Annotated in this window: 22 protein-coding genes; 9 read left to right on the forward strand and 13 right to left on the reverse strand. The window is 65.1% G+C overall.

What is annotated here, in order from left to right:
- The first annotated feature begins 124 nt into the window (after window positions 1-124).
- The 3 genes from A5766_RS16225 (at window position 125) to A5766_RS16235 (ending at window position 8,475) form a co-directional block, all read left to right on the forward strand.
- Entirely contained in the window at window positions 125-6,403 is a 6,279-nt protein-coding gene (locus A5766_RS16225) for a helicase-related protein (RefSeq protein ID WP_064905484.1), read from the forward strand.
- A 236-nt stretch (window positions 6,404-6,639) separates the two neighbouring features.
- Window positions 6,640-7,476 (forward strand): hypothetical protein, encoded by an 837-nt coding sequence (locus tag A5766_RS16230; protein WP_064905522.1) that lies wholly within the window; start codon window positions 6,640-6,642, stop codon window positions 7,474-7,476.
- A gap of 129 nt (window positions 7,477-7,605) precedes the next feature.
- Entirely contained in the window at window positions 7,606-8,475 is an 870-nt protein-coding gene (locus A5766_RS16235) for a CPBP family glutamic-type intramembrane protease (RefSeq protein WP_156527490.1), read from the forward strand.
- On the opposite strand, the gene mobF is transcribed toward A5766_RS16235, so the two are convergent.
- Window positions 8,470-14,691 (reverse strand): MobF family relaxase, encoded by a 6,222-nt coding sequence (gene mobF / locus A5766_RS16240; RefSeq protein ID WP_156527491.1) that lies wholly within the window; start codon window positions 14,689-14,691, stop codon window positions 8,470-8,472. The two genes, A5766_RS16235 and mobF, sit on opposite strands and share 6 nt — an antisense overlap.
- A gap of 617 nt (window positions 14,692-15,308) precedes the next feature.
- Here mobF and A5766_RS16245 point away from each other — a divergent pair.
- From A5766_RS16245 to A5766_RS16255, 4 genes are read left to right on the forward strand one after another with little or no spacing between them, the layout of a single operon-like run.
- Window positions 15,309-15,587: a hypothetical protein gene (locus A5766_RS16245; RefSeq protein ID WP_064905487.1), complete on the forward strand. Its 279-nt coding sequence runs from the start codon at window positions 15,309-15,311 to the stop codon at window positions 15,585-15,587.
- A gap of 16 nt (window positions 15,588-15,603) precedes the next feature.
- Window positions 15,604-15,774, forward strand: coding sequence for a hypothetical protein (locus A5766_RS24460; protein ID WP_156527492.1), 171 nt, complete (start codon window positions 15,604-15,606; stop codon window positions 15,772-15,774).
- A 17-nt stretch (window positions 15,775-15,791) separates the two neighbouring features.
- Window positions 15,792-16,367 (forward strand): hypothetical protein, encoded by a 576-nt coding sequence (locus tag A5766_RS16250; RefSeq protein WP_064905489.1) that lies wholly within the window; start codon window positions 15,792-15,794, stop codon window positions 16,365-16,367.
- Between the two features lie 48 nt (window positions 16,368-16,415).
- Window positions 16,416-16,850 (forward strand): hypothetical protein, encoded by a 435-nt coding sequence (locus A5766_RS16255; protein WP_064905491.1) that lies wholly within the window; start codon window positions 16,416-16,418, stop codon window positions 16,848-16,850.
- A gap of 19 nt (window positions 16,851-16,869) precedes the next feature.
- On the opposite strand, the gene A5766_RS16260 is transcribed toward A5766_RS16255, so the two are convergent.
- The 8 genes from A5766_RS16260 to A5766_RS16295 all read right to left on the reverse strand — a co-directional run bounded on the left by A5766_RS16260 (window position 16,870) and on the right by A5766_RS16295 (window position 20,955).
- Complete coding sequence (locus A5766_RS16260; protein WP_064905493.1) at window positions 16,870-17,550, reverse strand: hypothetical protein; 681 nt, start codon at window positions 17,548-17,550, stop codon at window positions 16,870-16,872.
- 117 nt (window positions 17,551-17,667) lie between these two features.
- Complete coding sequence (locus A5766_RS16265) at window positions 17,668-17,877, reverse strand: hypothetical protein (RefSeq protein ID WP_064905495.1); 210 nt, start codon at window positions 17,875-17,877, stop codon at window positions 17,668-17,670.
- A 21-nt stretch (window positions 17,878-17,898) separates the two neighbouring features.
- The gene (locus tag A5766_RS16270) at window positions 17,899-18,465 is read right to left on the reverse strand and encodes a DnaB-like helicase N-terminal domain-containing protein (RefSeq protein WP_064905497.1); all 567 of its coding nucleotides are present in this window, start codon (window positions 18,463-18,465) and stop codon (window positions 17,899-17,901) included.
- A gap of 3 nt (window positions 18,466-18,468) precedes the next feature.
- On the reverse strand, window positions 18,469-18,891 hold the full coding sequence (locus A5766_RS16275; protein WP_064905499.1) for a hypothetical protein: 423 nt from the start codon (window positions 18,889-18,891) through the stop codon (window positions 18,469-18,471).
- Window positions 18,888-19,289, reverse strand: coding sequence for a hypothetical protein (locus tag A5766_RS16280; protein WP_064905501.1), 402 nt, complete (start codon window positions 19,287-19,289; stop codon window positions 18,888-18,890). Before A5766_RS16280 ends, A5766_RS16275 begins: the two co-directional genes overlap by 4 nt.
- Before the next feature lie 79 nt (window positions 19,290-19,368).
- A complete protein-coding gene (gene nrdH, locus A5766_RS16285; protein WP_064905503.1) occupies window positions 19,369-19,605 on the reverse strand; it encodes a glutaredoxin-like protein NrdH in 237 nt (78 codons plus the stop codon).
- Window positions 19,606-19,908: 303 nt separating this feature from the next.
- Entirely contained in the window at window positions 19,909-20,157 is a 249-nt protein-coding gene (locus tag A5766_RS16290; RefSeq protein WP_064905526.1) for a helix-turn-helix domain-containing protein, read from the reverse strand.
- A 123-nt stretch (window positions 20,158-20,280) separates the two neighbouring features.
- Window positions 20,281-20,955 carry a DUF6349 family protein gene (locus tag A5766_RS16295; RefSeq protein WP_064905505.1) on the reverse strand — a complete coding sequence of 225 codons (675 nt, stop codon included), beginning with the start codon at window positions 20,953-20,955 and terminating at the stop codon, window positions 20,281-20,283.
- Window positions 20,956-20,994: 39 nt separating this feature from the next.
- On the opposite strand from A5766_RS16295, the gene A5766_RS16300 reads away from it, so the two are divergent.
- Together A5766_RS16300 and A5766_RS16305 are read left to right on the forward strand one after the other, a co-directional pair.
- Entirely contained in the window at window positions 20,995-21,324 is a 330-nt protein-coding gene (locus A5766_RS16300) for a hypothetical protein (RefSeq protein WP_231894678.1), read from the forward strand.
- 31 nt (window positions 21,325-21,355) lie between these two features.
- Window positions 21,356-21,853 (forward strand): hypothetical protein, encoded by a 498-nt coding sequence (locus A5766_RS16305; protein ID WP_064905508.1) that lies wholly within the window; start codon window positions 21,356-21,358, stop codon window positions 21,851-21,853.
- A gap of 58 nt (window positions 21,854-21,911) precedes the next feature.
- Here A5766_RS16305 and A5766_RS16310 read toward each other — a convergent pair whose 3' ends face one another.
- The 4 genes from A5766_RS16310 to A5766_RS24465 all read right to left on the reverse strand — a co-directional run bounded on the left by A5766_RS16310 (window position 21,912) and on the right by A5766_RS24465 (window position 26,487).
- A complete protein-coding gene (locus tag A5766_RS16310) occupies window positions 21,912-22,943 on the reverse strand; it encodes a nucleotidyl transferase AbiEii/AbiGii toxin family protein (protein WP_064905510.1) in 1,032 nt (343 codons plus the stop codon).
- Entirely contained in the window at window positions 22,943-23,611 is a 669-nt protein-coding gene (locus A5766_RS16315) for a type IV toxin-antitoxin system AbiEi family antitoxin domain-containing protein (RefSeq protein ID WP_064905512.1), read from the reverse strand. Before A5766_RS16315 ends, A5766_RS16310 begins: the two co-directional genes overlap by 1 nt.
- A gap of 159 nt (window positions 23,612-23,770) precedes the next feature.
- A complete protein-coding gene (locus A5766_RS16320) occupies window positions 23,771-26,296 on the reverse strand; it encodes an AAA family ATPase (protein ID WP_197501501.1) in 2,526 nt (841 codons plus the stop codon).
- 23 nt (window positions 26,297-26,319) lie between these two features.
- Window positions 26,320-26,487 carry a hypothetical protein gene (locus A5766_RS24465; protein WP_156527493.1) on the reverse strand — a complete coding sequence of 56 codons (168 nt, stop codon included), beginning with the start codon at window positions 26,485-26,487 and terminating at the stop codon, window positions 26,320-26,322.
- Window positions 26,488-26,682: the final 195 nt, after the last annotated feature.

Genomic DNA, 26,682 nt, shown 5'->3' on the forward strand with positions numbered 1-26,682 from the left:
GGACGGCAGCGCACCCATCGATCCGGCCGCTGTCGATCCCGGCGCTACGCCGCTGCCACAGCCACCCCGCGACGTCGTGTCCACCGCGGACACGACGCCCGATGAGGGAAGTCGACGAGCGCACGTGACGCTACGTCTTGATGCCGACGCCGCCGAAATCGCAGCGCCGCAGGCAAATTTCCCGGTGGAAGAGTCGGGAACGGCGCGGCGAGAGGCATTTCACAAGGCTCACTTGAGCGGATTCGAACGCGCTGCGCGCGATCATCTGCTGCACCCACCGGCAACGTTTCGTGTGGAAAAGAGCGGAGACCGGCACTGGATTGTCGTCGACGCCGACGGCACCAATCGCAGCCGATGGGGTCAGTACGACACGCGGCGCGCGGCGCAGGCCGATCTCGATAACGGTGTATATGCCCGGTTGTGGCAAGAACACACCGACTGGTTGACCGGGCAGACCCGTGACGCCAGACTCCGCCCACTAACGGAGCAGGAAGCGGCGATCGTCGACCGTCTTCTCACCGATCCACCCCTGGGCACATCGGCCGACAACGATCCAGGGCCACACGCCGCCGGTACGTCCACCGATACGAGTGTCACAGCGGGCGACGACACGGTGGTCGACCCAGCACTACCGCAGACACCATCTGATGAGGCTGTCGTCGACGTGACCTCCGAGCCAGGCGATGCCCCGGTCGAGGAGGTCGCCGAGGCTGAGGGCGTCTCGACGGCGGCGCTCACCACTGGTCCTGATGTGTCGGCTCAATCGGTTGCGGCGGCGGGCGTTGTCGGCCCGGCGGGCACCCCCACACGGTTCGCACCGAGCGAACCTGTGCTGCCGCCGTCGGGAGCGAAGTCGAGAGCACGGGCCAATATGGCTGCGATCGAGGTGATCACCGATCTGCGTGAACAGGACCGCTACGCCACCCCTGACGAGCAACAAGTGCTTGCCCGATGGTCGGGGTGGGGCGCTGTGCCCGACATCTTCGACACGCGCAAGCCTGAATGGTCCACAGAGCGCACTCAGTTACGCGAGATGCTGAGCACCCAGGCGTGGGGGCAGGCTCGTCGGAACACTCTCAACGCCCACTACACCGACCCGCAGATCGCGCGCGCCATGTGGGATGCCCTGCGGGACTCGGGGTTCCGTTCAGGTCGCGTGCTAGAACCGGGATGCGGCTCGGGCACCTTCCTGGCGTATGCGCCCGAAGGGGCACAGATGGTCGGCGTCGAACTGGATTCGACGACCGCCGAGGTCGCCGCAGCATTGCATCCTTATGCGCAGATCCGTAACGAGGGCTTCGAAGACACACGGGTGCCCGCCGATTCGTTCGCAGCGACGATCGGCAACGTACCTTTCGGCACGCACCGCCCCTACGATCCGGTACACAACCAGTCTCGCCACACCATTCACAACTACTTCATCCTCAAGTCGCTGGCGTTGACCGCACCGGGTGGCTACGTGGCGGTCGTCACGAGCAGGTGGACGATGGATGCCACCGATAATCGGGCGCGCAAAGAGATGGCGGCGCTCGGTGATCTGGTGGGCGCGGTCCGGCTGCCGTCCAAAGCCTTCTCACGGGTGGCCGGCACCGATGTGGTCACCGACATTGTGGTGTTACGACGCCGCGAAGCCGGGCGTGCGATGAGTGAGGACACCCGGTTGTTCTTACAGACCGCCCCGGTCGCGGTGTACGGCCTAAACGACGTCGCCGAATCCGAGCACATCAACCAGTACTTCGCCACCTACGACTCACGCATTCTCGGCACGCTACGTCACGGGCAAGGGGTGCATGGTTCACCGCAGGTCCACGTCGACGGGCCGTCGGAAGCTGCCGAGATCGCTGACGCTGTGCGTGGTCAACTGGCAGACAGTATCGCCCGTGCCCGTCGTGGCGATCTGATGCTCGATGCCGACTGGGATTCGCTACGAGGGGTCGTGGCAACCGATCTGCGGCGCGGACTGGTCCGCGAGGAGCCGGGAGTGGTGTCGGACTTCGCAGTCGGGCAGCTGCGACATGACACTTCCTCCGAGCAGATCGTGTCGTGGTCCGGTACCGACTGGGAACAGGTGCCGAAGCTGCGGCAGTCGAAGATTCGGGAGTGGGCAGCCCTGCTGGAGTTGCGTGACCTGACCGCGCAAGTGATCGAGTCTCAGCGCGAGCAACTGCCCGTCGCGGACCGTGAGGCGGCACGCTCTGCGCTCAACTCGGCCTACGACGACTACGTGTCCACCTACGGACTCATCAACCGGTACAAGTGGAATGAGCCGCGCGCGACCACCCAACGTCAGCACGACAAGCGACTGACAAAGCTCGTCGCAGAGTATCGGCGCACCGAACACCTCACCGCTGAGGACCCCATCCCCGCAGATGTCGCCTACGACTTCGACACTCAGGCGTGGGACACCACCAACAGCGGCTACAAGACGTGGCCGCATCTGGGGAAGGCGTTGCGTCAAGACCCAACGTTCGCCACGGTGCTCGCTCTTGAGGAGTTTGACGACGAGACACAAACGGCGCGCAAGGCGGCCATCTTCCATGGTGATGTGTTGGTGGATCGTCAGCTGAGCCACCAGATCGAGGGCATCGAAGACGCGGTAGCCGCCACCCTCGACGAGGGCGCGGTCTTGGACCTCGATCGGGTGGCGACTCTGCTCGACACCACACGGGAGGACGTCGAAACCCAGTTAAGCGCAACAGGGTTGGCGTTTCGTACCCTCGATGACCCTGACGTGTGGGTTCCGGCCACCCGGTATCTGTCGGGCAATGTGCGCCGGAAGCTCGCAGAGGCCACCGACATGGCGGCGGTCGATCCTCGCTATCGCGTCAACGTCGAACACCTGACCGCGGTGATGCCCGCACCTGTCCCGGCCGCGTCAATCTCGGTACAACCTGGAGTGACGTGGATCGAACGTGACGACTACCGGCGCTTCTTGCGGGAGACGTTCAACATCCCACCCGATGCCGCGGTGCGCATTGACTACGCCAACGGCACGTGGTCGATTGATATCGACCCGTATGCGGGACTGCAAGCCGAAGAACTGAAGTGGGGTGTGGTACCCAAGGCGCACACCACCTCACGGGAAGGCTTCAACTTCGAAGACCCCGAAGCCGAACGGCGCGGCGTCGCCTATGCCGGGATGCGCAAGAACGTCGACGGCACCGGAGGAAACCACTATTCGTATGCGCAGATGTTCACCGATCTGCTCAACGGTCGTCCACCAGAGATCAACAAGTCCAAGGAGTACCGGGAGCGGACCGGTGGGGATGCGATGCACGACGCCGCCAGTCGTGCGGCCGGCGCGAAGATGCGCCGCATGGCCCAAGAGTTTGAGCAGTGGGCGTTATTCACCGATCCCGACCGGTCCGATCGGTTGACCGCCCGCTACAACGAGTTGTTCAACTCGACTGTCGCACCCACCTATGACGGATCGGCCAAGCAATTCCCTGGGCTGGGACCAGATTTCAAGCCCTACCCGTATCAACGCAACGCTGTCGCGCGTATCTGCGCGGAGCCGACGACCCTGCTCGATCATGTGGTGGGCGCGGGCAAGACGGGCACAATGATCATGGCGGCGATGGAGCTACGCCGTCTCGGTTTGGTCAGCAAGCCGTGGATTGTGGTGCCCAACCACATCATCGAGCAATTCACACGCGAAGCCGGACAGTGGTATCCAGGTGCGAAGATCCTCTCTGGTGGTTCAGCCACCGACGCCGACGGCCGTCGACTGCTGATCGCCCAGTCCGCTGCCCAGGACTGGGACCTAGTGATCGTGCCGCTAAGCGCGTTCAAACGAGTCGGGGTCGATCCGGCCACCCGAGCACAACACATCACCACGAAGCTCTCTGACCTCGAAGACCAGCTCAATGGAGACCTCGAGACCGACGACTCCATCAAACGGCTCGAGGCCGCCAAAGCCAAGCTCGAAGAGAAACTCGAAGAAGCTATGGACGAGGCCGCGAACAAGGCCGATCTGGGCCTGACATTCGAGGCCTCAGGATGCGACTACCTGTTCATCGACGAAGCTCACAACTTCAAGAACCTTGCCCGCGAGTGCGGCATTGAGGAACTGGCGCTCAGCGGATCGGATCAGGCCACCGATCTCTCGATGAAGCTCGCCTATCTGCGTGAGATGCGGCGATCGGAGGCCGCCAAACGTGGTGTGGGAGAGGGCGCTTACGTCGAACGCGTCGCCACCTTCGCCACCGGCACCCCCGTCTCGAACTCGATGGCAGAAGAATGGGTGTGGCAAACCTACCTGCGGCCCGATCTACTGGCCGATGCCGGTGTCGAACGTTTGGAGGCGTGGGGCCAGAACTTCACCACCACCGTCACCCGCGTCGAGCTCAACTCGTCGGGCACCCGACTGTATGCCCGCACCAGGGTCGCTGACTATATGAACGCTGGTGACATGATCGCGATTTCGGCGATGTTCACCGATGTCGTCACCCGCGAGCAGGTGCCCGCGACGCTGCCCGAAAAGGACAGCCGCGTCATCAGCTACACCCCCGCCGAAGAGGTCATGGACTTCATTCACGACCTTGGGGACCGCTCAGACCGGATGCGGTCAATGAACCCCAAGATCGACAACTCGCTCAAAGTCGCCAACGACGGCCGCAACGTGAGCTTGTCGGCGCAGATCGCTGGACTCGACCGCGAACCTCACCCTGACCAGCGACGCCCCTGGGTGGTCGCGCAAGAAATGCTCAGAATCCACAACGAGACGAAAAACGCTGTTTACCTGGACAAATTCGGGAATCAATCACCGGTAACCGGCGGTGTGCAGATCGCCTTCTGTGATCGCTCCACCCCGAAGCCGGACGGATCATTCTCCCTCTACGACGAGATCCGCGACGAGCTGATCGCAGGCGGCATGGACCCCGACGCGATCCGCTACATTCACCACTACCCGAAGGCTACCGACAAGGCCGCATTGTTCGAAGCCTGCCGCAACGGCAAGGTGTCCGTGCTACTCGGCTCGACACCAAAGATGGGTACCGGCACCAACATTCAAGCCCGAGCCACCGCCACCCACCACATCGACGCCCCATGGAAACCCGACGACATCGAGCAGCGCATCGGGCGAGCCGAACGACAGGGCAACCAGAATGCGGTGTTCTTCAACCGCGAGTACGTCGCCGAACGCACCTACGACACGGTGATGTGGCAGACCATCCACCGCAAAGCCGCCTTCCTCGAATCTCGCCGGACAGCCGATCGCAGCCTGCGACGGATGCCCAACATCTTCGCCGACGACATGGCCGAATCGGCAGCCACCACCAAAGCGATCGCCACCGGCGACCCCCGTTATCTGCGGCAGGTCGAACTCGACGCGGCGGTAGGTGAGCTACAGGCAGAGGCCGACAGTCACTTCTCCGAGCAACGCTCAATGGAACGTGACCTCAAAAGGCTGCGCTGGGAAGTCCCGACGATGGCTGAACGGCTCGCCACCCTCGACACCGCGCTCACACCACTGCACACCTGGGCAGCCGCCGATAAGGACCACTTCACGATCGACATCGGTGAGGTCACCTACACCGATCGAGTTAAAGCCTCAGCCGCACTCGTCGAGGAACTCCGCAAGTCGGCGGCACTACTCAAAGATCGCGGCATGGGTATGCGTGACTCCATGACGATCGGTTCCATCGCTGGACACCCTATCGAGGTCACCAGGCCACAAACAGTCGACCAGGTATGGGTCACATTCGGCGACCTCCCAGTCCCTGAACGACGTTTCGACCTCGACCGCCTGTTCAACAGCGACAAGGTCACAGGGGGTGACCGCTCCGCAGCAGCACGTTCGGCCTACAACGCCGGCTACATGAAACAACTCATCGGCTTGGTCACCGACGCAGATCGCGCCCTCGACGACGGCCAATGGAAACTCGAACAAGCCCAAGCGCGCCTCGACCAACTCGAGGCCACTCCCACGGTCGAGTTTCCCCGCATCCACGAGCTCAACGACATGATCGAGGAACTGACGACACTGCAACGCGAACTACGCGACGCTGCGAACTCACCCGAAGCCCTCGCCGCCGACGAAGCTCGCAAAGAACGCATGCTCCTCAACGGACGCACCGCGGGCTGGAGCCTGGAACTCAACCCAACGCCCGAACTACTCAAACAGTCTGGCTACGACACCGTTGACGACATGCGCGCCATGATCGCCCAACGCCGCGACGCCGCCCGCACCGCTGCGGCACTGCTCGCTGCACCAACTCCCGAAGCGGGAACACCCGCTCCCGCCGCGCCCGAAGGACGCAGCATCAGCGAACTCCTCAGCGACACACGGCGGCCAAGCAACGCTACGACCTCCGAGCCGATGCCCGCTGACGCCCACGACGATCGCCGCCACAATGTCGCCCCGCTGCGCTCGATCCCCACGCCGGGACTCGAAACGTGAGTGCCTCGATCAACCACGAAAGTGGTGTGACTTTGTTCCGGGAACCTCGACCACTGCACCCTGTCACCAGAACGTTTGGCCGCTCGGCGCACGTACTATTCAGCCGTTTCATCAGCTGTTTCATCAAGGTGTCGCATAGGGTTCGCATCGGTGTTTCATGACGGCACCTGAGAGGGAAATATTCAGCTGACTGGCAGTAGTGGATCGTTGTAGCCTGAGAGCGTATGTTCAGCTTCATGAGCAACGACGACCCCACCAATCCGTTCGCGGGGCTTGAGGATCAACTTAAGCTGACACCGCAAGGCGCTCGGGCAGAACTTCTCGACAAGGCACGCCGCGGGTTTTGCCCTATCCGGAACACGTTCGTGCAGCACCCCCAAGCTGCCAAGATCCGCCCGTCGGTCCTCGCCAGGTTCGTCACTAGTCGCCAAGAACGCGCACTCGACGCGTTCCTGCTCCTGCACGCGCTACAACCCATCCTCGAGAACGAGCCGTACCCGATGGGCACGTGGGCGAACTTATTGAGCGGCCGACGACCATGCTCGACACCTACCGCGTCGAAGGCCTTCAGCACTCTCGAAGACATGGCCCTGATCAGCCGTCGCCGCGATGGTCACCGCGTGATTCTCACGCCACTGAGGGAAGACGCCTCCGGAAACCCGTGGATCAAGGCTGGGAGCGACGCGCAGGAGCGCGATGGCTACTTCGTTGTACCGCATGAGTATTGGACCAACGGGTATGCGGATCGCCTTCGTCTGCCGGGTAAAGCGATGTTGCTGATCGCGTTGAAAGAAACCCAAGGCGACGGTCACCAGTCCTTCGAGATGGCACTCGACAGAGCCTTCGAGTGGTACGGGATTTCTGAGCGGACTGCCGAACGCGGTTTCAACGAACTCAACCGCGAACACCTGTTACTCACTCGTATCCAGCGAGTAGCCAATCCCAAGCTTCCTCCTGGGGTCTACCAGCGGCGCTACCACCGCGCACTACGCGAACCATTCAGCACCATCGACCGAAAAACACTGCAAGATGCCGCGAAGACACGCGTCACCGCGACCACGGAGAGGAAGTGAGCACAGTGTTGGAACCACACCGCAGAAACCCGACCAAGTGGGTGATTGTGGCGGCGTGCGCCCAAGTAGTGCGCGCCGCCGCAGAGATCGTCCGACTCCTCCTGAATTCTCACTTCTAAAAGTCGCCACATGGCTATCAGTGACGGATCACCGTTAGCGCCGCTTCCCCCAGGTGGCTCTGCTCGATTGTGGTGGAATCGGCGGCGGCGACAAGCGATCGCGGTCCTCGCGTTGGGCCTCGCCTACGGCGCGGTGTACGGCAACGGCATCTGGACATCACTCGCTCACGTGGGGGATCGAAACCGCGTGCTGGTGGCCCCGACACGCGGTGCAGTGCCTGACATCATCTATCTACAGACTGCGATGGCGGTGGTGTTCGCCGCATTCGCGGCTGTTGCGGTTGTTCGCGTTCGGCCACAGGTGTGGGTCGGTCAGTGGCCGTGGGCACAGGACCGACGACCGTCTACGCCGACGGTGTTAGGAGCGGTGGGCGCGGTGCTCTCGTGCTACGCGCTTGCCGATCTCGTGTTGATTCCTCTGCTACAGCGGTGGGATGCGATGAACGGATATGCGACCCACTACTCGCCGGTGGCTGCGTGGGCAACCGCCGTTCAGGCTGGTGTTGGCGAAGAGGTCATCGTGCTTGCTGTGGCAGTCACCGTGTTGCGATACCTGCGGGTCCGCCCTTGGGTAGCACTCCCGGTCCTGGTTGCGATGCGCCTGGCGTACCACCTGTACTACGGAGTTCTGGGTGTCTGGTGGTTGGCGCCGTGGGCCGTGGTATCGGCTGTCGTGTACTGGCGGTGGCGCGATCCGCGGCTGCTGGTAGCGCTGATCGTTGCCCACGTCATCTGTGACATACGTGGCCCGTTGTTCGGCGACCGATCTGGATGGGTATTTGGTGCAGCGGCATTCGTGCTGCTGCTTGGTGCGACGGCCGCCGATCGAATGTGGTGGCGAGCTCCCGCCAGCTACAGCACTTCACTGCCTGTGTCATAGTCCCGCACCTTCACCACGATCCCTGGTGGGTGAAGGTGAAGGTGCGGGCTGGACCGCAGCACTAGGAGGACCGATCGGAGTTGCAGTTGCGGGCGTCAACCGTGTGGAGGTCTTGGCAGCCGACCTGAGTGTGTCCTCGGCCGCGCGCCGGTCGGGATCGAGCGCTGCGCGGCGCTGACATTCGGCGCGACTGCTCCGAATGTCAGCGCTTGCGTTATCACGGTTACGGATTGCGGTGGTGTACGCATCGGTCTCGGCGCGATCGGCGCGGTGAGCGGCCTCAAGTTCGGTGGTGAGTAGGTCTGAGTCCGCGGCGCGTGTGAGGACCGACGACCACTGGTGCGCTGGGATTCCTGTTGCCGTGGCGGCGGCGTCGGCCGACGCGACGGCAGCCTCCTTGTCGTGCTGGGCCGCTTGGAGTTCGGTATCGAGCCGTGCGTGTTGTTCTGCGTAAGCGTTCTTGGCTGCCCGGCCTCGTCGTGGCGGGGTAGGCAACGCATCGAGCGCATTCTGCACGTGCTGGAGTCGGGCATCCACGTGCTCGACCTGTGTCCGTAGGGCCAGTGCTGCCTGGATGCGTTGTGCGGTGTCCTGGAGGGCGGCGTGCTCGGCACGTACCGCATCGGCTCGCCCGACGGTGCGGCGACGTGGCGCGAGATCGGTGAGGGCGCCTTGACGTTTACGTTGGAGGGCTGCGAGCCGGCGAGCCAAAGCCTCGTCGGTGAGCATGCGCACAGGATCTTTCTCGAGCCAGGACTGGAGCTGGGTGTCGACGCGGGGCATGTCATGTTCGAGGTCGACCACGGCGGGCGTGCCGTTGTCCACTTCGGTGGGCGGCATGACGTGGCTATTGCGTTGAGCCAGCACAGTTTCGGTGGCGGCGTGGCGGTGTGCCAGTCGGAGGTCGACGCGCCATACGCGGTCGGTGAGGGTCGCGATGGTGCGTCGAAGGTCGTTGAGGTCTTCGAGGTCGAGTGCTTCGGCGCTCCATCGGAAGAAGTCGACTTCGTTGCTGGTGATGCGCACTCCACCGGATTCTGCGACGGCGTGGGCGAGGTTGTCCTGGGCGGTGGTGTATTCGGTGTCCAGGGTGTCGAGGTCTGCCGATAGTCGTTCTCTCTGCCACGTGAGGTCGCGGATGCGTAGTTGAAGCCGTAGCGCGGTGATGTCGGCGGGTTCGGCGTCGCTGAGCGGATCGGCAACCTCACTAGGGGAGGTGTTGTCGGTGTCAAGTTGTGTGATGCTGCGGCGTGCCTCGGCCATGTCGGCGTCGATGTTCTCCAGTTCCCACTCGAGGCGGGTGCGCTCGTGGCGAAGGTTCTCGAGGTCGACTTCTGCGACGCGCTGTTGGTCGGCGACGTGGCGCATCTGCGTGACGGTGGGTATGGCGGCACGCAGGTGTGGGCTGGTGTCGTTGTCGATTTCCTGACGGAGCGTGGCCGCGGCTGATTGTGCTTCAGCGAGCTGAGCGCTGAGTTCGTAGCGCAGTGCGATGCACTCTGCGAGATCGGTGGGCGGTGCCAGTCGGTCGGAGGTCGGCGCTGTGGCGGTGAGGGCGTCCCATTCGTCGAGGTCGGAGTCGGCGTGATCGTCGAACGTGCGGATAACGTCTTCGTCCGGTGGTTCGTTGGCGAGAAGGGCATCGAGGTAGGCATCCTCGTCGACGACATAGGCAGTACCGGCCTCGGCGTCGGTGGGTGAGGTTATGTGCTCGGGTGGCGCACTCCAGGGGTCGAGCGGGTCCAGCCCCGCTTGCGCGGCGTACGCCTCTTCGGTGTCGGGGTCGAGCGTGTCGTCTGGCGGTGGGGGTGCGTCGTAGGCGACGCCGGTGGAGTGGCGCACGAGCAGGTCGACTCGCCAGGCCAGCACCGTGGCGTACTCGTCGAGCCGGACGTGGCCGTCCTCGGCCCCGCTGTGCAGCATTTCGTCGGCCACGCCGAGTAGCTCCACGAGTGTCCACTGCTGTGGGTCGGCGGCGTCGACCGCGGTGACCAGCCCCGGCCATGCCGGGTCGGCAATGATTGCTTCGGCAGCCTGATCGCCGACGATTGTGGCGAGGCTGTTGATCCAGTCAGGCCGGATGCCTGTATCGGTAGCGGCAACTGCGGCGGGTGCGAGTTCGCCAGCCAGGCGCCACCAGAGGGCGGCGGCAGGAACTTCGGTAGGTAACGGTTCGCTGGTAGCGCGCCGCACAAGGGCGTCGACGTCGATTCCGGCGCGCGCGGCGGTACTGAATCGGTCAGCGAGTTCAGGCCAGTACGGGTCTGCGGTGATGTGGCTGTCGATCTGGGCCACCAGTGGTTCCCACCGTCGCAGGGAGTCGGACTCGATCACGACCCGTGCGGCACGTTCGTTGAGGGTGTTCTGGTGGGCGCGAGTGCGCATCGAGGGATGGGCTGGGCCGGTGGGGCGGCGGTCATGGTCGTCGACGGCGGTGGTCGCGCGGAATACCGCGAGGTCAGCGATTAGAGCGGGGTCGGCGGCTGCGAGGACGTAAGGACGCGCCCAGGTGGGTGCGGTGCTGGCATCCCAACTGCGCGCGGTGTCCCCAATAGCGGCGGCCAGGTCGGCGACGAGTTCGGCGCGACCTGCCAGGTAGTCGCCCCAAACGTCGTTGCTGGCCAAGGACGGTGGGACGGTGGGAAGCCAAGGGAGCGGTCCGCCGGTCGCGGCTGGCAGACGCCAGTCCAGTACGGCGGCCAGATCGAGGGCGGTGGTGGTTTCACCGGAGACGATCGCCTCCTCCAGCTCGTGGAGGGCGTTACCGCTGGTGAGTTCGATCATTGCGAGGTGATGACGCAGGACCGGCCAAGCGGGCTGCTCGGAGAGTCGGCGTTGGTCGGTGGGCTGCAGACGGGCGAACAGGCCGTCCGCTCCACGTTCGAGCGTTGCGATCGCATCGTGGCCGAGTCGGTGTTCGGCGGCGGCGCCGACGGCGTAGTCGTATGCGCTCGCGGCGCGGGTGATCCGCTGGAACGGATCGATCGCTTCGCGGGCGGCAGTTGTTGCCGATTGTTGGGCATCGTCGCGGGCGAGAACTGCTTCGAGGACTTCGATACCTGTTTTCGGGTGCCGCGCTTTGGGTGTAGTGAGGTTATGTGGATCGGTTTCTGCCGTTGATAAATAGATGTGATTGCCGTGGCGTCCACGCGTCATCGCGACATAAAGCAGTTGTCGACTTAGCGTGTCGGAGCCGACGACGTGGCAGGTGTCAGCGGTCATGCCTTGGGCGGCGTGAATGGTCGACGCATACCCGAGGGTGACGTGATCGGACACGTAGCGTGCGGGCAACGTGATCTGTCGTCGGGTGTCCAGGTTTCGGGCCGTCAACGATCCGTTGACGTGGAGTTCTACGATCTCCCAGCGGTCGCCGTTGCGCACCCAGTCAGTAGCAGAGGTGCGTAGGGATCGTTCATTGCGGCGCGTGCAGATGATGTCGCCGACGCCACCGCGTAATCCATCCGAGAGGGCGACAGAGCCTCGCGGAGCATTGGGGTTGGCTGCCAAACGATCGGCACGGGCACGCTCGTTGAGGGTGTTGACCACCTCGTGGGTCGAGGCCAACATGAGTGCATCGTGTCCGTCGCTGCGGTCGGCAACCCATGACGTGTAGGCGTGCTCGGCTGCAACCTCATCAGTGGCGATGTGGATGCGGTGGTGGTCGGCGTAGAAGCCGAGAGCGGCGGGGTCTCCCTCCCGGAAGGCTAGGGATGCTGCACCTTCGGCGGGGTCGGAGAAGCGCACCACTTGGGAGAGGGTGATCGCCCCTGATTCGTGGGCCACGTCGCGAAGCACACCACCGGCCGAGATGGAGGCGAGCTGCTGATCGTCGCCGACCATACGGACACTTCCACCACGAGCGCACACGTACGCGACGGCGGCATCAAGCTCACGCGTACCCGCCATTCCTGCCTCGTCGATCACGAGCAATGTGTCCGGACCGATGGCGCGCACCCAGTCCGGAATCTGAGTACGCCGATGCGTAGTGCTGCCGCGCAGAATGCTGCGGATACGGGCGCGATCGTGGCTACTGATGTCGAGGCGGGTCAGGGCGTTCGGATCGGTATGGGCGCGGTCGACGGCGGCGTCGAAACGCATTCCGTTCACGGTATGGACGAGTTTGGCGAGCGTCTCGGTGGGAGTGTTGAGTTCCTCGCGAAGCACCGTGGCGGCGGCAGCAGTGGGAGCGAGACCCAACACCGCGCCACCACCGTCGGTCCATGCCGATGCGAGCGTGCGCATTGCGGTGGTCTTGCCGGTTCCGGCAGGAGCGAGTACCGCTTGCACTCGCCGTCCGGATGTGGCGAGAGCGCGAACCATCGCTGTCTGGGCGGCGTTGAGTTCGCGGTCGTTGGCAGCCTGTTCGAGAAGCGCCAAGTCGACGGTGCGTGCGTCGACTCGTCGGCCGTCGGTGCGCCGGGCGGCGACGACGATTCGCTGCTCGGCGGCGAGGATTTCTTGTGTGGTGAACAGGGCCGTGTCGTGTCGGACGAAGACACTCACGCCGTCGGCGCGACGCAACACCCCCGGTTCTGATCGTTCACCATCGAGGGCATCGGTAGATACCGCGACGGCATGTTCGCGTGAGACCGCCGTATCGACGATCGCGTCGACGGCGGCAGTGATGTCGGCGTGCGTGCCAAACCGAATGGTGGGGTGTGAACGCAGCTGGCGTTCGGCTTCGGCGCGCAGGTGAGGGCGCTGCCAGCGGGCGCGCCCCGTTGACACCACGGCGACCACAGATTCGGCGAGCATCGCACTCTCAGACGCTGTGAGAGGCGTCCCGCGCAGCGGTATCTGATCGTGCTCAGCGTGGCGGTCGGTGACTCCTCGAACCATGTCGGTGAGTTGACGTTCGCCTCCCAACATTGCGGCCGCTTCACCGTGCCATGCCTGCCGTTGCTCTGCGTGTGATCGCGGTTCGTGCTTGCGGTCACGGGTCTCGAGGGTGGCCTTCTGGGCGAGGTCGAACGCTTCTGTCGAGGTGGGTTCACGACCATGATCCTGCTGAAACTGGTGTGCCAGTTCGGCCGTGCGTGCTTCGATCACGGCCCGACGTGAGGACCATCGGCGCATCAGTTCCGGTGATATGCCTTCGATCTCGCGGACGGGGCGTTTGCGGGTGTCAAGGCTGGGGCGTTCGGAGAAGACGACGCCCAATTGCTGCTCGCAGTAGGCCTCCAAGCGCGAGTTGTAGACCTCGCTGGCACTGACGACCGCTTTGTACAACGGGCGACCGTCGAGAGCCATCCATTTGGTGACCCCCGACGGGTCGGTGACGCACACTTTATTGGCGATAGTGACGTGCGTGTGCAGGTCGGGATCGCCTGCGCGGGAATCGCGGTGGGTGAAGGCTGCTGCGATCAGTCCGTGTGTGGAGACCTGGGCCACGCCGTCGGCGCCGAGGCGTGAGAAGCATGCCTGTGATTCGAGAAAGGTGATCGCGTCGGAGACCGCGCGACGGTGGGCGTCCTCGATCTGACGGGCGATAGGTAGGGGCGCGATCGCCCAGAGGGTTGACACACTTTTGACCGGGCTGAACGTCATGTCGTAGCCGGCGACCGCGGACTGCTTTTGACGTGTTTGGCGAGCAATGAAGCCTGCAAGTTCGCGCTCGTCGCGAGGCGGTCGCGCGTACTCGCGTGAGAATCGCTCTCGGCCAAGTTCGGTTCGCAGGTGGGCCTTGTCCTCGGCTTCGAGGGGCGCATCCCACGGTTCGTTGCGAGCCAGATTGTGGTCGACGAACCTGCGCGCCAACTCCCGCACGAAGTCGGGATGGTCGCGGTACACCGCGTACTCGGCGCCGAGTTTGGTCGGTTGGAGCGCTGCGGCGGCCGACATTCCCGACTCGACGCACGTGCGCTCGATCTGATCGGCGTTCGGGTGGCGTCCTTCACCGTAGAGCGCACGCATCTGGGCTGCGCTCACCACCGATCCCGGCGACACCTCCAGGAAGGTGCGGGCTGGATGAGTGGCCGCGCTTGATGCGGCCTCATCGGCCAAGGTCAGAGTGTTCGAAACCGACATGTGAGGAAGCGTGAGGTCACTCAGCCCGGCCAGTCCAGATCCCATCCACACGCCGGGGCTTTCACCCTTCGCCGAGTAGTAGTCCGACAGCGATACCTTGCCCTTGTCGGTCGCATCCATCGCCGCGACCTGCTTGGTGAGGTACTCGTAGCCGGTGCCTGCGGTCAGCTTGTGGATGGTCGCCGTCACAGGTGCGAACCGTCCGAAGGTGGCTGGGTTGGAGCCATCGGGTTGGCGGTCACTGCCTGGCTGATCGCCGCATCGTAGGCACCCAATAAGGCTCGGATCAGGTCATTGTTCGCGGCACCGGAGCGTTCCCCCGACCGCAGTTGGGCGGTCAGCCCGGCTAGGACCTCGGTCGTGGCGGTGGGCGAGTTCAGGACGGCGCTGATCGCCTCCGAAATCTGGGGGAGAGGTTCGGGTGTGGCGTCTTTTCGACGCGCCCATGCCGCTGTCCGGCAAGCCTGTGAGCAGTACCGGCGAGGTCGTCCCCGCCCGGTGTGGGGCACAGGATGGCCGCAGTGTTCGCACAAGCGTGCGTGCTGCGAAGTCCCGGTCATACGCCCATATTTCGTCAGACGCATCCGGAATGCAAGAGGTGTGTGGGAGTTAAAGAGGTTGTGGGTACATGCGGTGAGGAGTGGTGCGGGGGCGGTTCGGGGTGTTGGTGCAGGTGAGGAGGTCGATGGGCGGGACTGGGAAGGCGGAAACGGTGGCGAAGCTGGGGGGAGTGAGGGTGAAAAGTGCACCGAGAGCGGGCGTGTGGCGGTGGCGAGGGGGCGTTGGCCGGCGTTATCGTGGCTGGTATGCCGTCGAACAATTCAAAACTCACTGCCAGTCAGGCGCGCGCTGCTGCGCGCAAACGAACCCTCGGGGCGTTGGAGACGCGTCGAGCCGAGGAACGCGCGAAACTCGAACGCAGACTCCAAGCCGAGTTGCGGGTGATGGAAGCCAACGAGGCCAACATCGCCGAGTTCCTGCAAGCCGACTCCGAACTCGCCGCTGCCGAAGCGGAACTGCGAGTGATCACCGAGCGGTCAGCGAAGGCGAAAGCCACCGCGCTCGCCGCGATCGCCGAGTGTTAGTGGCGCGGCCGATCTCGTGGAGATCAGTGCCGCGAAAGCCAAGACGCTGCTGCGCGAGGCGGGCCTGTCCGTCGGGACCAAGAAGGCCACCCCCAGCCCGGAGCCAACACCGACCCCGGCCACTCCGGCCGCGGCCACCGACGAGACCCGCACCGAGCCATCCGATCCCGCGGTGATGTCGGCCTAGGGCTCTACGGTTCGGCCATGAGCGTCGACCCTGACCACGATCAACTCGGCCTGTTCGCGGCGCCGGCCACCCACCTGGCGGTCGGCACCCCAACACCGTCGCCGGGCGTGGTCACCGACCCGACGCTGATGCCCGATCCTCGCGCCGAGCAACACTTCTGGCAGCACGTCGTACTCACACCCCGTGGTTGCTGGTACTGGATCGGCGCGATCAGCTCCCCCGACGGGTACGGCCGATTCACCTTCCGCCGAAACAACCGCCAACGAGCGATCAGTGCGCACCGTTTCGCGCTGCTGCTGGTGCACCCCGACCTCGGCGCCGACGCCGCCGACATCGGCGAGCACTACTGCAACGAACCACTGTGCGTGCGCGTCGATTCCGCACACGTGCGCATCGGCACCCAGACCAACAACCTCACCTACGCCGTCGGCCTCGGCCGCCACCGCGGATCACGACCAACCACCGCCATCGACCGCGCCGCGCGCTCGATCATGCTGCGCACGTACTTGCGTGACGGCGGCGACCCCGACCACGCGCATCGGCTGTTCCAACCCGTACCGGCCGCGGCCGCCGACCAGCTCGGCCTGTTCTGAACCCGAGACCCTCCTTGTGTTAGTCCGGTTCAGTGCAGAATTCGCCTCATGGTTGATCGCAGAGCCTCCGACGAGCACTACGTCCTCGACCTGTGCGACGAGATCCTCGGGGTTCTTGGAATCCGTCAGGCACGGTTCGACTGGCTGCGCGGCGACCCCTCGCCTCGACTACCCCGTGGGGCGATGCTCCCCGTCGACGGGTTCTGGCGAGAACTGAACCTCGCCGTCGAGTTCCAGGAGGAACAGCACTCGCAGCCGTCTGCGTTCTTCGACCGCCGGCACACCGTATCCGGGGTCGGTCGCGGCCAGCAGCGCCGACTCTACGACGAACGCAAGCGCATGTTGATCCCTGAGCATGGGTTGCGCCTGGTGGTCATCGAGAAGTTTGTGTTCACGGTGAAATCCCGGCGGATCGTGCGCGACCGGGCGCGGGATCTCGAGATCGTCCGTCAGCACCTCGACGACGTCGGTGCAGCTGGCTAGTTCGAGTCACCGCGGATCGCTAGTTGCGGCTCCGCTGAAACTGCCACACCGCGTGATCGAGGTCGGTGGGCGAGATGCCCATCTGGTTGGCTGCGGCCGTCAAGATGTCCGAGGCAAAGGGCGGCGTGACACTACGGCGAGCGACCTTCAACGAGTCGGCGACGAATCGACAAATCATCCGGTCAGGCTTGACGCCTGGGATGCCAGCGAGCATCTGCACGTAGTGCCACGTGATCCCGCTGCGTTGACCCACTATCGCGCACCAGCCCACTCTGATTTGCGCCAGCTGCACCTCGTCCATGGCGACCTTACGAAAGCCGGCGGTGTCAACGATCCCCGCGGTGTCCAGCACTTGGGCCGCGTCTCGGATCGCCTCGGACTTCAACACCGCGCGGCCGCGAGTGGACGTCCTGTTGTTGTTGCCGATCGTCGCCGCCCATCCCTGCGGTCCTTCGAGTTCGTCGAAGGTGGCTAGCAAGTCACGAACACCGTCGCGGTTCGGATCGCCACCTTGGTCGCGGCGGTAGGCACGGTAGCGGGCGATCACGTTCTCCACGCTGCTGTATGTGACGCCCGTGGACTGCACGCTGTCGATCACGCAGAGGGCAAGTCCGTCGGGGTAACCGTCCGGCGCGGTGGCGCCGCGAAACTGTTCGCACGCCACGACGAGGGTTTGCAGCTGCTCGGCGGTGTGGGACATACCTGCAAGCCTGGCATAGGGGACCGACGCCGGACAGGTCTCCGCGGCGATGACGCGGAGGAATCTTCTGGTGTGGGTGCGACGGCCGTCTGTTGGTGAAAGTTGGTGGCCGAAGAGTCAGTCGAACAGCGACATCTGCTGTTCGGCGGCGGCGGCGTCAGTGCGGTCGATGTAGGTCTGCGCCCAGTCCTTGACGACGGCGACGGGTTCATCGAGAGCGGCGGCGACTTGGTCCCAGGTGAGGTTGTCGACGTGACGCAGGGTGTAGGCGTCGGCGTGGAGCTTGGCGAGGTCGGCGGCCGGGTATCGGATGTCGGTGGTGGGCATGGCGGTGTTCCTTTCGATGTCTCAGTTCGGGCGTAGGGCGGACAGGCGGGTTCGGTGCTCGCGCAGTGCGATGCCGTGGGCGCACATGTAGTCCCACAGTTCGACCTCGGGAAGGTGGTCGGCGGCGTGGGTGATGCCGTCTCCGGCGGCGCGGTAGCGGCGGCGGTAGGCATCGGCGACGACCATTGCCGCGTAGTGGCGTGCCTGGATGCCGTCGGCGCCGGCGGCGGTCGCCGCGACGAGCGCACGGGTGAGGTGCTCGGCGCCGAGGGTGGCCGCGCGTCCTTGGCGGCGTAGTTCGTGGGCGACGGTGGTGGCGTCGTGCGCGCGGCGGGCGCCGTCGGCGATGAGGTCGGCGATGATCGTGAACAGTTCGCCGTGGGCGGGCACGTAGAAGTCCTCGGCGCGGACCAGGCCGACGATGTCAGTGAGGTCGTCGTGGTGGGCGGGTGTGGCCCACAGCAGTGCCGAGAGCAACAGGACCTCGGCGTGGCCGGTGTCGCTGGCCCACCCGTGGCCATCAGCGAGCGCCGCGTCGTCGTGAGCGGCGGCGCTCACCGACGGGTCGGGTGGGGTCTCGGCGGGCATGGCTCACACCGCCTGGTGGCGTCGTGTGGTGTCGCCGCGGCCGTCGTAGTCATAGCCGAGGAAGTGGCCGTACTCCCGGCGGGCGCGCTCAGCCAGTTCGAGGGCCTGATCGAGCAGGTGGGGAAGCACATCGATGTCGGCGAGGCGGGTGGACACCTCCACGAGCGGGAGGCGGGTGAGGTCACCGTCTTTGTAGACGACGATGACGATCGGGTGGACGGGCGTCCATCGCGGGTTGCTCGGCGCGAAGACACCGGCGCCGCCGTCGGTGAGTGCCTGCCAGTCGTTGTCGATCATCACCACGGCGTCGCGCGTGCGGGTGTAGGCGAGGTGCCCGCTGCGCTGCGGGCCGAAGGTGGTGCGGGTGAACACCAACCCGGTGGTGGCCGTGATGTCGGCGAGAGCGGCGTCGAGGGTGTAGCTCATCGCAGTCGCCGTTCGGCGCGGGCTTCGAGGGCGGCGAGCATGGCGGTGTCGTCCTGGGCGGCAAACGCGGCCTCCTCGGCGGCGCCGATCTCGCATTCCGGTGCGTGCGGATCGCTGAAGTGTTCCCCGCACCTCTGGCAGCAGTCGGAATGGATGTTGGCCATGGTGATCTGGATGACGCCCTCGTCGAAGTTGGCCACGAAGGTGAGGCCGGCGGGAACGGCAATCCTGACGACAAGGTCGCCCTCGACGTCGGCGAGTGTGGCCTGCACCTGGGGCACGGAGGTGTCGGCGGGATCCGCTGCGGCTTGGGTTGCCCACAGTGAGGCGTTGTCGGTGGCGATCGCGAGGCCACCGACGGTCCACTGGGTGTGGTCGGTGGTGGATGGACGGCTCATCCTGGGTCTCCTTGGTCGGCGTTGTGGGGTTGGGTGTCGTCGACGGCAAGTGCGACACCCGGTTGCGGGGGCTGGCGGGTCAGGCGGCGGTGGCGAGCGCCTTCACTCGGTCGGGGCGGAATCCGCTCCATGACTGCTGGCCGTCGTTGATCACCACGACCGGGGCCTGCTGGTAACCCAGGCTCATCACGTAGTCGCGGGCGTCGTCGTCAGCGCTGATGTCGACCACCTGATAGGTCAAACCCTGCTTGTCCAACGCTTTGTAAGTGGCGTGGCACTGGACGCAAGCGGGCTTTGTGTACACGGTGATGGTCATTTCTGTAAACCTTTCTCTCAGTGGCTGTTTGCTTTCTTCAATTCTATACCTAAAGGACTGTATATGCAAGGGCTGCAACGCATTTCACGGATCGTGTGAATGTAGTTCGACCTGCTGTTAGGGGTGAATACCCACCCGCTCCTCTCGTCGAGGATTCTTTTTATTCATTCGGAAAGCACCACAGAAAGTGCGACGAAATACGCGAGGGAATGAACGGGTGGTTGTGTGACTATGCCGGTAGGCAAGAGGGCTGCGGCCCTCGTAGGGCGGGCATCAGCGCCGCCGGATGTAGTGGAGCCGGCGTCAGTGGATGGTGGCGATGAGCGCGCTGGGGGTGGTGTGTAGGGCGCGGGCTATCCGGGTGAGTGTGACCACGGTCGGTGCGCGCTCGCCCGCCTCGATGCCGCGCAGGAAGGTCCGGCTGGTGCCGACGGTGCGCGCCAGGGCTTGCTGGCTGATCTTGAGTTCGGTGCGGCGGGCGACGATCGCCGCACCGACGGCGGCCATGACGGCGGTCTCGTCAACGCTGACGGCGGACGGGTCGCTCGACATGGATTCGGGCCTCTCGGGGGCGGTCGGTGATCGTGTGGTGTTGAGCTTGCCAGAGCCGGGGAGGGCGAGTGCGTGCCGTGCCCGGGCAGACAGGTCGGGCACACCCACCATCGGTGGTGTCGGTCATCGGCCGAGGGTTTCAGCGGCGACGTCGTAGCCTCCCCACAGTGACCGGCCCGGCACGGCTCGCCACCCGTGCGGTCCGCGGCGGGTGATCATCGGATAGCCCTGGGGACGGTCGGTGCCGTGCAGTTCGGTGACGGTGGTTTCCCAGTTGATGCGGGTGCGGCGCTTGGGGCCGTCGTCGTAGGGCGCCGAGGGCACGATCGGGTCGTCGCGCCATCCGGGGAAGCAGTGGTCCAGGCCCAGCAGCGCCGCGTCGGTGTCGTCGTCGACGACCTCGGAGTGCCCGCCGCATCCTCGGCAGAAGCTGCGCGAGACCAGATCACCCACGCACAGGCAGCCGCGGTGCGAGGTCCGGTTGCATCGGAGGTCGGTTTGCAGGGTGATCGGGATGCACGCGCTGGTCGGCTCCCGGCTGCTCGCGTATTCACCGATCGCGACGTGCCAGCCGTGCGAGTCGCGCAGGCAGGCAAGGTCAGGCCACGCCTGGCTCCACTGCGTCATCGCGTGTTGGTAGTCGGCAATCGTGGTGCATCGCAACGCATACAGGCTGGGCACGCCGGTCGTACGTTCGGCGGTCTCGCGCTCATCGCGGGCCGCTTCGGCGAACAGGTCGAGCTGCTGGCCGGGCGAGGGCACCGCGATCCCCGTCGCGGGGAGGGTGGTTGTGGTCATGACTTGGCTGTACCCTATCGGGTACATACTGTGAACCCTATGAGGTACATACTTTCGGCAGTCGCATCGCCGGAAGTCGCACGGTCGCATCAGCATTCAGCAGAGGGGCATCGCATGTCGTGGAGCTACAGCAACATCGCCGCCAGTCCGAGCGCGCGTGAGATCATCCTCGCCACCAGCGTGCTGCAGACCGGCCACGCCGAGCTGGTGCCCATCGAGCACGTGCACGCCATGGTCGATCTGACCTGGTCGAGGTGGGCACTCGGTCTCGCCGAAATCCTCACCACCGGGATCGGGGTCGTCCTGGCCGATGAGGAGAACCGCGAATGCTTGTTCCTGACCCGCACGCCGATCTACGCCGCCGACTAACCACCCAGACCTCGACGAGGGGAGCTGTGCAATGGCACGCCGCCACACACCATCCGATCACGACGACATCGACCTGCTCGATCTCCTCGACGGCACTGCTGAGCGGATCGAAGAGCAACGCCGCCTCGAGACCGAAGTCGCGGCCCTGCGCCAGCTGTGGGAACAACGCCGCGCTGGGCGACCCGACGGCCTGCCCGTCCCGACTGGTGAGGACTGGTGTGGACGCTGCGGGGAGAACACCTTCGACTACGGGCTGGTCATCAACCACGACCTGGGCTACCTCGGCTGTCCGGTCGAGGTCGACCCCACCTGGTCGAAGTACCAGTGTGTCGGTTTCCGTGGCGCCGTGGGCTACCCGTCAGCAACGCTCACCGTCGAGGACCTCTGCGACCGCTGGGACCGCCAGCACTTCCCCGCCTGCGTATGCGGACACCCCTGGGGAGTACACACCCACGCCGCCCACCCCACCTGGAGCTTCGCCTGCAACACCTCGTGCGGCTGCCCGATCTACCGTGAGCCGCCTACCTGAGGTCTCACCATCAGGTCGCTGCTGCATGCGGGGGACCGCGGCCGCTACCCGTTCAGAGCTACAGCTCGGGTCCGTGATCGCGGGAGCGTTCTGCCGGTGGCTCCGGCGGCCGGGTAGAGGTCTCGGGTTCGGATGTTCGAGGCGCCGTGCGTGGAGCGCGGGTGTCGCCGAGAAGGTCTCCGATCGAGCGCGTTCTCTCCGACGTCCAAACACCGTCGTTGGGGTTCCACCGACCGTGCCCGGCCGTTCCTGTCAGGACGGGTTCGATGAGGCTGTTGGCGGCCGTGAGCGCGGCTTCGGGCTGGTGCAGGTTCGCCGGCAAACCGCTGTGGACGGCGTGCTGGGGGTAGTCACGTTCCCAGGTCGGGTTGGGCAGGACCAACGGCACCGGGATCGTCAGACCGCGGCGGTGTTCTTGGTGGCGGATCGCGGTATGGAGCTGCTCGGCGTTGAATGACTGGGTGCGGGCGAGGATGACGAGGTCGACCAGATCGTGGGCGCGGGTCGAGGGGGTGTCGCCGTGGGTGCCGTGTAGCTCGTAGAGCGCGGCGACCTTGTCGGCGACCGCTTCGGCTGCGGCTTGCATCCGGATCACAGGCATGGGGTCGAGTTCGTCGAGCGCGAGCACGGGGTGAGGGCTCAACATCTCGGGCGGCAGCAGCATCTCCCGGTGGGTGGCGATGTCGAGTTTGGCGTTGGAGAACCGTTGTCCGGCAATGCTGTAGTGGATACGTCCGGCGAACAAGCCTGGGCTACGGGTCGCGGTGATCCTGACGTCGAACTCGCCGAAATCGCCGGGGCCGGGTTGGACGGCCTGGCGCAGCGATCGCTGCATGTGTTCGGCGTCGAGGCGGGTGGCCAGGTCGGCGTCGGCGGTCGGGCGGGCTTGGGTCGGGACGCGGAACTGCAGGGCGGTGCCGCCGGTGAGGATCCACTGGTCGGCGTCGGGGGAGCGGAACAGCCGGGCCAGGAACAACTGGAGGGTGACAGCGCGGGCGAGCTCGTCGCGGCTGAACCTGCTGGTGCGAGCTTCGGCGGACAGGCGGGCTCTCAGTCCGGTGCGGAAGGCCTCTTCGGACGCATAGGGCATCAGCCGACCAGCACCGGCCCGGCCGGCATCTGGGCCTGATCGAGCAGCGAGGCGAACAGCTCGGCGCCCGAGGCGTAGTTCCAGCGCGGCGCGGCCCGGTCACACATTGCGATCAGTTCGTCGGCGTCGACGAGTGACTCGCTCAGGCAGGTGTGCAGCGCGGTCCCGATGTGCCCGCCGTCGCCGTGGGTGAACAGCAGGTCAGCCACGGTACGGGCGGGTGTGGTCACCGGCAGTCCGTCGACGAGATCCCAGTCGCGGCCGCGGGCACCGATCGGCCGGCGCCATGTGCGCACCGAGGGGTCGCGAACGTTGATCCGGTGGGGGCTGCTCAGCTCGAGCCCGGATGCATTGATCGTGCCCAGCCGCAGGACCTGGGCGGCGGCGGCGTGACTCACCACGCTGTCGGGGTGGGCGCGGCGGTCCTCGATGTCGGCGCCGGGGTGCAGCGCCAGCCATTGTGCCGCCCAGTCACCGACGGTCGTCCAGGCCGAGGATTCGGGGAGCTCGTAGACGCCGTGGTGCACCCGGACGATGGCTTCACGCTCGGCGAGCCGGGCGAGTACGTAGGGGGCGACGCCGAGGTGGCGGGCTTGGGCGGTGGTGAACAGGCCGAACTGGCGATCCGCCAGGTCGCGGATCGCGCCCCACCGGTCAGCGTCGATCATGCAGCGATAATAGCAATCGGTGTTGTACGTGGCTGGCACGAGAACTCTTTCCCCTGCTGGGGCGTGGGTCTGACCGGCCCCAGCGACGGCATTCGACACGCACCAACAGTGCGCTGCGAGAGTTGTGAAACCGACGCCCGGCAGTTCCGGAAGGGCGTCTCATTTGATGAGCCCACCGGGCCAATGCTTCTGGTGGATCGTGTTGATACGGCGGAGGTTGCCGAAGACGACCTTGAGTTCGGTGTTGGACGGCACGTCGTCGTCATGACTGCCGGGGTTGAGCACCTTGGGTAAGGTCTTCCACTGCCCCTTCTCTGCATTGCCCTCGACAACAAAGGGATAGAGCAAGGTGAGCAGGTCGCCGAGTTGGGTGGCCTTGGCCTCGACGTCGGTGACCGTTGTGGGGGTTCCGGCGTTGGTCATGCCGGTGGCGATGATCTGCTTGGCTAGTCGTTCGGCGGCCGAACGCATGGTGTTGCACGCCGAGCGGCGGCCCTTCGCCGTGGGGGCGTGCAAACTCTCTTCAGCTTCGAGCATCAACTGTCCGAAGGTGTCTGTGGTCTGAGTGGGCTCGGTACCTGCGCGAATGTCGATGAGGTCGAGTTTGTAGGCCAGGAAGTCAGCCCCGCCGTGGTTCGTGTACGACCATTCGGCGAGCTTGCTGTCAAATGTGGTCAAGATGACTTGTGTGCCGCCCGTGAGAAGGGCGCCCAGTGTGTACTGGACGAAGGTCAGTCGGTGTCCGGCGTCGCTGCCGGGGATCGGGTCATCGAGGACGACGAGGGGAGAACCCAGCAGTTCGGTGCGCGCTAAGAAGATCGACAGTCCTAGCGCGTTCAGTTGCGAATCGCTGTAGACGCCAAGGGCTTCCCGCTCAATAGGGACGCTAGTAGCATCGGCGCGCAGGTCAGCGATCAGGTTGACGAACAAGGTGCCAGCGGCGCGGCGCTTTATGCCGCCGAAGCCAACGAGTTCTTCTGGGCGGATGGTAGCCCACCATTTGGTGATGGTGTCACTCATCTGGGCGAAGCGGTCGTCGAGGACGGCGCCGGCACCGTCACGAAGGGCTTTCTCGGCACGGGTTAGACGCCGAATGGCGCGTTGCCGCATAGCTTCGGTGACGACATCAGCTATCAGTTCCGTCCGCACTGCCACCAGATCGGCTAAGTCGGTTAACCCGCTGATGCTGATGTGTTCGCGGGCGGCGTCTTCGACGGCGGTGCGTAACGCCGCCACTGGCGTGGAGTAGTTCGCGCTGGCTTCGCGAAGTCGACGCGCCGCGCTATCGATGCCTAGATAGCTGGCGGCGATCCCCTCGGGGAGGGGGTGGCGTGTGGCCACCGCGTCGCTGGTCTCTTCAATGGCGCGGCGGCCAGCGGCCACGGCGGTGGCCAGGTCGTTAGCGGCCATGACCATGCGCTCGGCGGCGGTCCGTGTGGCGGTCAGTAGTGCAACGTCGACTTGCAGACTGCGTAACGCGTCGGTGGCGTCGGCGAACTGATCGTCTGCCCATGTCGCTATCGCAGGTGTCGCCGCGGCCACCGCGGCGTTGAACTGGTCGAGTTCGTGACGCTTGGTGGTGAGAGCCTCAGCGGCGGTTTTAGCGACTTCGCCCAGCTTTCGGGTGCGACGCAAATGATCGCGGAGGGCTTCGATCCGGTCAGAGGTCAACGCGCCCTCGGTACCGCACACCGGACAAGTCGCAGAGTGATCGAGCCGCGCGTACTCCTCGATGCCCAGCAGCGCGTCGAGGACCGGTGTGAGCCGAGCAGTATGTTGGTCGAATTCGGCCAACGCGGTGACGTAGGGCTCCAGATCTGGACAGACCGGACTAGCGGATAACTCAGCCACCGCGATCGCCGAGAGTGGGAACGCGCGCTCACGCTGGGTGTCAAGCGCCTCCCTGAGCGCGAGGGCGAGATCATCGACGGTCGTGAAGACGGGTTCGATCCCTTCCGAGTCAGCAAGGATTGCACCCCCTGAGGCGCACAGCGCCTTGCCGACGGCGGTGCGCGCCGCTTCGGTGGTAAGTGGCTTCTTAGTCAACGCACTGATGGCAGCGGCCGCTGATGATGCGGGAGTGGCGGTCAGCGCGTCAACGCGCTGCAACGCCCCACCAGGGTGTTCGGCTTCCACCCTTCCACGCGCTGCTCGGACACGTTCACGGAAGTAGTCCAAGTCGGTCAGCGATAGCAGCGCTTTGAAGTAGCCGACGCGCTGCTTGGGCTCGGTCGATAGGACGTGGCGCAGAATATGCTGCAGCAGAACGGGTGCACGTACCGGCGGGTCGGCCAGCGCTAAGCCGACATCGGCGAGGTCGGCAGCTTCGGCACCGTCGACGAGCAGTCGGCTCTCGCATTCGGTGCCCTGACTAAAGTCACTGACCAATTCTCGGCGCACCCGATGGGCGTTTCCCGCAGCGTCGCGGACGACGGCCTGGACGTAGACGTCGGTGTCAGTATCGGCCAGATGGGCATTGCGCAGGCTGTCGTTGTATTCCGCCTTCGCGCCGCCTAGCAGCTCACGACGGCTACTGCGGCCGCTGACCAGAAACTCGATGGCCTCGGCGAGGCTGGTCTTGCCCTGGCTATTTCCGGCGTGGATCACCACTAGCCCGGCGTCGAGGTCGAGCGTGCGAGGTTCGGTACCGAAGGCTCTGAATCCGCGGATCTCCAGTGAAACCAATCGGGTCGCGCTTGCGATCTGACTCATGGTTGCCGCCAGGTGGCGATGACGTCATCGAGGGCATCATCAACGCCCTTTCCGGTCGTAGCCTGAGCAATCGCGTCGGCCAGGGCGCGGGCGTCCTGCTGACTGGCCGCGTCACCGCCGAGGTGGCCCCGCAGGGCGTCGAGGTTTGGCAGAAGGTCGCTCATCGAGACCGCAGCCTACTCTGCACGGCCGTCAGCCGGGAGGATTCGTCGGCGGCGTGCTGCTGTGGCCACACAGTCCGTGCGGCCCGCATTGTCACCGCCCACCGGAACCTCCTCGGTTGGGCCTGGTGCACGGATAGGTGACAGGGTTAGTCACGCGGCCTGAGGGGCCTCGTGGTTGATGATGGTCTCGAATTC

The organism is Gordonia sp. 852002-51296_SCH5728562-b (genome assembly GCF_001665475.1).
Classification (GTDB): domain Bacteria; phylum Actinomycetota; class Actinomycetes; order Mycobacteriales; family Mycobacteriaceae; genus Gordonia; species Gordonia sputi.